The organism is Halobacteriovorax sp. HFRX-2_2, assembly GCF_043196705.1.
Classification (GTDB): Bacteria; Bdellovibrionota; Bacteriovoracia; order Bacteriovoracales; family Bacteriovoracaceae; genus Halobacteriovorax_A.
Map to the genome: position 1 here is coordinate 241649 of NZ_JBEBMT010000003.1, position 7326 is coordinate 248974.

At 39.3% G+C, this 7326-nt stretch carries 4 protein-coding genes; 1 reads left to right on the forward strand and 3 read right to left on the reverse strand.

From position 1 onward, the window contains the following. On the forward strand, positions 1-2980 hold a 2980-nt coding region (locus ABMA79_RS11675; protein WP_393092729.1), incomplete at its 5' end, for a hypothetical protein. Between the two features lie 32 nt (positions 2981-3012). Here ABMA79_RS11675 and ABMA79_RS11680 read toward each other — a convergent pair. The 3 genes from ABMA79_RS11680 to gcvPB form a co-directional block, all read right to left on the reverse strand. Continuing rightward, complete coding sequence (locus ABMA79_RS11680) at positions 3013-3366, reverse strand: response regulator (RefSeq protein ID WP_392860572.1); 354 nt, start codon at positions 3364-3366, stop codon at positions 3013-3015. A gap of 98 nt (positions 3367-3464) precedes the next feature. Then, a complete protein-coding gene (locus tag ABMA79_RS11685) occupies positions 3465-5057 on the reverse strand; it encodes a peptide chain release factor 3 (protein WP_393092732.1) in 1593 nt (530 codons plus the stop codon). Positions 5058-5469: 412 nt separating this feature from the next. Continuing rightward, the coding region (gene gcvPB / locus ABMA79_RS11690) for an aminomethyl-transferring glycine dehydrogenase subunit GcvPB (protein ID WP_393092734.1) at positions 5470-7326 on the reverse strand (1857 nt) is incomplete at its 5' end.

A 7326-nucleotide genomic window follows, 5' to 3' on the forward strand; every position in this document is an offset into this window, starting at 1 on the left:
TGACCCCTGGGCAGATCTTCAGTATTCAGGTGCATCCTATAGTGCCAAGGCGCTTCTTGTTGATGATCAAACACTTCCAGGAATGCTTGGAGGGGTTACATACGGTGCGGAAAAAGAGGCCTCATCTTCTCTTCTTACTCGTGTTATGTCCCCATCAACGGCCATCATTAAAAAGAATATCGATACACTTTCTACTGAAAATAAGGAGAAATTCTTTCGTGACTTCTTAGAGAATTACGCAAAGGATTCCAATGGTTATCGTACTTATAAAGACGTCACAACAGGCAAGAAAATTGATCTTGCAAGAGATGTAGTAGACGCCGAAGGTAACCCTAAGGTTATTGATTTAACTGAGCTTAAGGCCACCGATGTTAAAGCAGCTGACTTGGCCACTTTAGAAAAAGTTTTTTATAATCTGTTTGAGCAAATGGAAGATCGTGCAATGACTTTCATTAAGCCGACTGTTAGGCGTAAGTTTTTTACTGGAAACCTTCCTGGTCTTCCAAAGATTGTTAAGCCAGAAGGTGGTGGTTGGTATAGTAAGCCACATAAATTCCTTGGTAACAAACAAGACTACCGTGAGTGGAAGCCTAACTTTGGTAAGGCCGAAAGATTTCTAACAGATGCCCATGGCCACGGTGGTGGTAATGGTGGTTGGGAGATTAACTTCAAGGCCCAAGATACTTATGGTGAGTTTGAAGAGATGGTTGCATGGTTTAGAGAATCACTTTCTCAAGTCGTGCGTGATCCTTTAACTGGCAAGAATAAGGTTCAATTATTCCAAGCACCAGGGCACCAAAGAATTGTTTTTAGAAAACACCCTGATCTTGATGAAGGAAAGCTTTCTGAGTTCTACCGTGCAATTCAATCTTATATTGTTTTAAATGGTATTAAAGGAAACTCTGGAATCGAGTTTGCAAATTATAAAAATGTACAGACAGAATCAAACCTTACTAATCTCTACTACGGTGGACGTGGGGTAATTAGACCAGATGACCAATGGAAGCCATGGGTACAAAATACTGGTGGTTTAGGTATTGAGTTTAGGGCAGGTACGAAAAACCTTGCACCAGCTAGATTCTATCAAACAACTCTAGCTGCTCGTATTGGGGCCAATGACTTTAGTGGCATTGCAAGTATTTCTGACTATAACTTAAATAGCCCTGCATTTAGAGATCCTGAGAGTATTGCATCTCGCTTTGGAATTGAGCAGGATATCGTTCAACAGGCCCTAGACAATATGCAAAAGGCCGGCATTAAGGCCGACTATCGTGTGATGTTCTGGGGATGGACTGAACCTGAAGTTGCTTTTATTGGTGATACAAAAAGAGAGATCATTAAGAATCTTGTTAAAGATTATACGCAAAAAGTTGCTCTTCTTGATCCGAATATGTCTCAAGAAAAATTAAAACAAGAAATTCGTGAAATGAATCGTACATGGGTTTCAGCATCAAAACTAATTGATGATCTTGAAGCTTATATGCGTCCTAAGAAGATGGACTATAACGAGCTTACAATGGATTTTAAGGCCAATGTTGATGCTCCTAATAGAGTGGCAAATCCGGTTGATGTTAACAAAATTGACCTTGGTATTGAATACTCAGGTAAGTTTCCACTAAGACTTAAGTCGATTACTTCTAAAGATCGTCTTGAAGACGGAAAACGCGCTTGGGTACAAACTGTTATCGACCTATCGCCTCAAGAGCGTGAAGCAATCATTAAACGAGTTGCTCAAGACCTCTATAATGAGATTGGTGGTGAAGAAGGTGAGGCCCCTGTTAAGTTAGAAGTTGACGGACACGGGCACGGTCTTGACGTTGCCTATGCTATCCGCGACAACCAAGGCCGTAAGTGGCAAGTTGAGTGGGATGGTATTGGACGCTCTTATACTCCTTCTGGTGAGATCATTGCTGATTCTCCGCGTGGGGGAACAATTGAGCTCATTACACCTAAGTTCACTCCAACAATCGATGAGGTTGCTGGTGTTTATAAGGCCTTTGAAAAGAATAATGTTCTACCTTCTCTAATGGCCGGTGGGGGTCACGTAAATATTGACCTTGCTGCCTTTGATGGAAACCCTAAGGCCCTTGCAAGATTCTTAACAATCTTCCACGAGCATAGAGGAATCATTTCATTAATGTTCCAGCATATTAACCGTACTCACACATCTGAGCCTGTTGAAGTTAGTGAGACACTTAGAAAGGCACTAAAAGATTTCAATGGATCTGAAGAAGAGCTTAAAAAGCTTCTGTACAATGAAAGATATTTTAACACTCGCTTTGGACGTAAGACTCGTTATATCCAACTTGATGTTTCGGCTTACTTCCAGGACGTTATTCCAGAAGAGTTTGTAACAGATGACTTTGACATTTCTAATCCGACAACAGATTGGAGAAGAACATTTAGAGTCGATCCTAAAATTAGAAAGGGTGAGTTTAGAATGTTCAATGCTCCTCGTGATGCCGCTGAATCAGCAATGCAGATTCAGTTAGTAAGAGCAATGCTTGATAAGGCCCTAAATAGCACTGAAGAGCTATCAGGTGAAGTTGATAAGACGACACATGTTGATTATGTGAAGAAGCCACAAATGGTAGAAGACGATCTGAAAAAGCTATGTGATGATTTAGGTCTTGACGTTAATCAGTTCCGTACTGCTGCAATGGAAGGTTTATCAATTTCTCAACTAGAGTCACAAAAAGTGTTCTTTAGAAGTATTGATGAGAAAATGGCCATTCATCCAAACCAACCAGGTTGGGGAAAAGCTGTTGATGCAAGAAGTGCAGAGAATGCTCTTAATTCAACAGGACGTGAGTGGACTCCAGGACCAGCAGATGAGCTGAATACGATGAATAATGATCACCGTATCCGTGCTGCAATAGCTGCTCAAGAGATGAGACAAGAGATTGTGCCTGCTCGTGAACTACCAGGTGAGTTTGTCCGAACAAACAGTTGTGAAGAGTTATTAAACGAAATCTTATAGAAATAAAAAGGGCCTCGATGGAGGCCCTTTTTTTATGCTTGTAAATCTTGAATATAATCCATAAAAACTTGATGACGAATTGGCTTATAGAGAATGTCATGAGCACCTAATTCTTTAACTTCATCAAGAGAGACTTCTTGGTGGGCCGTCACAAAAATAAATTTTTTAAAGTCTAGACCTTCGATAATTAAATTCTTTAAGAAGTCGATACCATTCATCTTAGGCATACGAATATCCGAAAAAATATAATCAAATTTTCCGTTTTTTACTTTTTCAAGAGCTTCTTCACCATTATAAGCGACTTCATAATCGAGACCGATACGATCAAACATATATTGATAGAGCTCTACTAATTCAACTTCATCTTCGACAAATAAAAACTTCAATCTAAAAATCCTGTTGTGCTGTGCTGTGTTGTCTTAACGACAATACATCATAGTTAATTTTTATTTATTTATCAAGCAGTTTAGTTTGATTAGATTAACTACTTGAAATCATTTGTCTTGAAAAACTCAACATCCTCAAATTTTTCCGTAGCAAGTTTTAAATCCCATTCCGTACGGTAAATAAAGCATGGACGGTCCTTAATATCAAAGGCGATATTTGCGCTATAGCGTGAGATGAATTCATCCTTAATCTTTTCGCTAGGGAACTTAATCCATCTGATACCATTATATGGGAAGCCTTCGTATTCACCTTTTACATTGTATTCATCTTCAAGACGACGTTGGACAACCTCAAATTGCAGGGCACCTACGGCACCAAGAATTTTTTCAGTTGAATTGTGACGTCTAAATAGCTGAACTGAACCTTCTTCTGAAAGTTGTTGCAGACCTTTATCAAGTTGCTTTCCTTTCATTGGATCTTTTAGGAGGACTCGTTTGAAAAGCTCTGGAGCAAAGCTTGGAATACCAGTAAATTGCATAATTTCACCTTCTGTGAAAGTGTCTCCAATTTGTAGCTTTCCTGAATCATGAATACCGATAATATCGCCTGGAATAGCATATTCAGTGATCTCACGATCCTGAGCTTGAAAGATTAATGGAGTTGCAATTTTTAACTCTTTGCCAGTTCTTGCTAGAGTAACTTTTTGTCCTCTCTCAAAACGACCTGAACAAACGCGAATAAAGGCAACACGGTCACGGTGTTTCTTATCCATATTGGCCTGAATTTTAAAAACAAAGCCACTAAATTTTTTCTCACTTGGATCAACTGTACGAGTTTCGCCGTTTTCAATTGGCGCAGTGATAACTTCACGTTTTCCAGGCCCAGGTGCATATCTTGAGAAAGTATCAAGAACTTCTTTAACACCAAAGTTATTAAGAGCTGAACCAAAGTACATTGGTGTCATAATTCCTGCTAGGAACTCTTCTTCGTTAAACTCTGGCATAAGCTCACTGATCATCATGAGGTCTTCTTCAAGTTTTTCTAAAAGGGCCTCGCCGACAAATTCTTTAATATGAGCTGCACTTAAGTCACTAGCATCGATGATATTAGGGCTAAATGGATCTTCAGCGTCTTTAAAGCTCATGATTGTTTTATTTCTAAGATCGTAAACACCCTTAAAATCGACACCTGAGCCAATTGGCCAAGTCATTGGGACACATTGGATTGAACATGTCTTTTCAACGTCATCAATTAGCTCAAATGGATCTAGAGCATCGCGGTCAAATTTATTACAGAAGGAAACGATAGGAGTGTCACGCATACGACAAACTTCCATTAGTTTCTTTGTCTGTGTCTCAACACCTTTGGCCGAGTCAATCATCATAAGAACACTTTCAACTGCCGTAAGTGTACGATAAGTATCTTCAGAGAAGTCTTTGTGACCTGGAGTATCGAGAAGGTGCATGGCACGTTCGTTATATGGAAATGACATAACAGATGATGTAATTGATATACCACGCTCTTTTTCCATCTCCATCCAGTCTGATTTCGCGTAATTACCTTGCTTACTCTTAACCATACCTACGCTGCGCACAACTTGTCCAAACCATAAAAGTTTTTCTGTCATTGTTGTTTTACCCGCATCAGGGTGAGAAATAATCGCAAAGGTCGCTCTTTTTAAATCTTCCATTTAGTCTGTATCCTAATCTTATAAATTTATGATGCGACACTGTAACACTCTTATGATCATTTGAATAGCTTGTATCAGCAGATTGATAAAGAGGATTTATAGAAGAAAAACATGGATTTTAGTTAAATTTTAAGCTTTATTAATGGGACTTATTAGGTCAACAAACTTCTTTTGTAATATTTACACGTGCAAAAATGATAGGTTGTAACATCCGTAATCGCGTCGTATAAACCACTCATTAATGTAGCAGGGATTGATGAATAAACATATCGATAAAGTTGTGTTGTTGTTCTTTGTTCCCCAAATTCGTGTTAAATTTCGTGTTGTTGTTATTCTCGAATTATTCGTATGTTTTTCAATCTCTGCTACACCTAATATATATAAAGGCCTGCATTGCAGGCCTTTTTTTTTCTTATTGTTTTAATTCTTTGTGCTTATCTTGAATCATCTTTACAACTTCTAGTGTGTCTTTATGACGTAGTTTCTTAGGTGAGATCTCATCACTTGGTAGATCCCAAAGCTTATCGAGGTCGCGGTAAAACTTAAGATTCTTATTTGCCCATACTTCATCAACTTTGCTTACTGCTGTAAAGTGTGGGGCGGTTTGAAGAACTTCTGGAGAATCTGAAAGTACGTTCTTGATTGCTACTAGTACATCTGTAAAGTCATCTAATTCTTTCTTTGTAAAAGACTCTGTTGGTTCAATCATAAGTCCAAAGACTTCTGGGAATGCAACAGTCGGTGCATGGAGACCAAAATCAAGGAAGAGCTTTCCAACTTTTGCAATGATTTGGTTCTTTAGTGTTCCTGACTTTTCAATATGAGAAAACATATCATCACTCAATGTGATGATAAACTCGTGCATACGAGGTGTTTCATCTGCCCCATGTGGAAGCATTGGATAAACATCTTTTAATTTTTGGAAAAGGTAGCGTGCACTTAGAACTGCAATTTGTGACATGGCCACAACACCATCTTGGCCAAGGGCCTTAAGATAAGTGTAGGCACGTACTTTGTGAGCAACGTTTCCATCATGACGGTGAAAGTCACCAATACACTTTGGTGCGCGAACTTTCTTATATGTTCCGTCTGCTAATTTTTCAACTTGTGTTCCCGGAATATAGTCAACAAGTTTACTACTTACAGCAACGATTGCATCTCCTGGGCCCCCTCCACCGTGTGGAATCGTCCAAGTCTTATGAAGGTTGTTGTGGCAAGCATCAACACCAAGTTTTTCAAGTGAAACAATTCCTGCGATAGCATTCATATTAGCACCATCCATGTAAACAAGGCCGTCTACTGAATGGATAAGCTCTGCTACTTCCTTAAAGTTTTCTTCAAAGATACCTGCTGTATTTGGGTTTGTTACCATAATACCAGCAATACGCTCACCGTCAGTTTTAATGATCTCTTTTAGTTGCTCAAGATCAATTTGACCTCTTTCATCTGCATCTAAAGTGATGATTCCGACTTGCTTACCATCAACTTTTCCAGGAACAAATCCTGCGACTGCAGCTGTTGCTGGGTTTGTTCCGTGAGCAGAGCGTGGGATAAGAATAACATTCTTCGTATCAGCATTACCTCTGTCTGCATGGTAGGCCTGGAACATTTTGATTCCAACAAGCTCTCCTTGAGCACCAGCTACGGCCTGAGTAACGAGACCTGGAAGTCCTGTAATGGCCTTGAAATCTTCTTGAATATGATAAAGTAGCTCAAGTGTTCCTTGAGTGTACTTATCTTCTAAATCAGGGTGTGCCATTGTAAAGCCAGGAAGTCCTGCTGCCCAGTCATTCACATATGGGTTATATTTCATTGTACATGAACCAAGAGGGTAGATGGCGTCATCCGGAGATACGTTTAAACTTCCACACTTGTCATAGAATGCTTTGACTTCATCAGTTGTGAAATTTGCGATTCCTGGCGCATCCTCTCTTATATAAGTTTGAGGGATCTCTGGCATAAAGAATTCTGATTCACTATTTGCTGCGAAGTTTTCATTGAAGAGTGCAATTAGATTGTCTAGCTCAACTTGTGTGTGTTGATCACCAAAAGAAACTTTTAAAAGGTTTCCTTCTAGGTTGTGGCGGCCACTAATGTCCTTACCTGCAACAAGCTTATCATTTGAAGCAAGAATATCGCTTACTTTCTTGTCTAGCTTAAGAACAACTTCATTGAAGTATGGAGCATCAAAAGCAAGATCCACACCATCTAGGTGTAAAATATTTGAAAGGAAGTATTGTGTGTTTTGACGTGCTGTTGCTAGCTTGTT